We start from the raw sequence: 893 nt of genomic DNA, 5'->3' as shown, positions 1-893 counted from the left end.
AGTAGTGTGCGCAAATAGGTATTGCCTCGTTTACTGATCCTTCCAAGCCGTTGGTTGTTACCGGATGAATGTTGTCTGGGGACCAGCCCAAGCCAAGCTGCAACTTGTCTTCCATTTTTAAATGTGTGCGGATCGCCAATCGAAGCAACAAATGCCGTCGCGCTCAAAGGACCAAAGCCAGGCATTTGACGAAGCCTGCGGCAGGCTTCTGATTCTTGACTCATTTTTTCCAGCTCCTTGTTGTAGTTCTTAATTCTCGCTTCGATGTCCACGAATTCCGAGTACATATCCGCAATCAACTCCCTCAATCTTGGAGTCAACCCACTTTCGTTGTCGCCGACCAACTCCGGGAGCATCGTGCGAAGATATCGAAAGCCTTTGGGCACTGCTATGCCGATTTCCAACAACAGGGCCCGGGCTTGATTGCTGAGTGCCGTGCGGTTTTTCACCTGCCGTTCTCGGCACCTATGAACGGCCTGAATGTCCTGCTGCTCAATGGTTTTCATCGGTACAAAATGCATATTTGGTCTTGTGACTGCTTCGCAAATAGCTTCCGCATCATTCCGGTCATTTTTGTTGGTTTTAACATATGGCTTGACGTACTGCGGTGGCATCTGCTTCGGCTGATGGCCGAGTTTCTTCAGTTCTCGTGCCCAATGATGCGAGCCGCCACATGCCTCCATTCCAATGACGCATGGCTTCATGTTTGCGAAAAAATTAAGAACATTTGCTCTTTTCATCCTTTTAACCAACACCGTTTTACCTTTGCTGTCAGTTCCATGAATTTGGAAAATATTCTTTGCTAAATCGATCCCAATGGTGGCAATATTTTTCATGTGACTCGTCCTCCTGAGTACGTTTTGTTTGGCACTATGATGCCGTATACCGGGGGG

The 893-nt window shown here is 47.9% G+C and carries 1 protein-coding gene; it reads right to left on the bottom strand.

What is annotated here, in order from left to right; genetic code table 11:
* On the bottom strand, positions 1-836 hold an 836-nt coding region (locus tag GO013_RS16660; RefSeq protein WP_163813157.1), incomplete at its 3' end, for an IS110 family transposase.
* Between the last annotated feature and the right edge of the window lie 57 nt (positions 837-893).

The sequence above is a fragment of the Pseudodesulfovibrio sp. JC047 genome, from assembly GCF_010468615.1.
Lineage (GTDB): Bacteria > Desulfobacterota > Desulfovibrionia > Desulfovibrionales > Desulfovibrionaceae > Pseudodesulfovibrio.
Note: the sequence above shows the minus strand (reverse complement) of the source record. Positions and strands in the feature narration are given on the sequence as shown.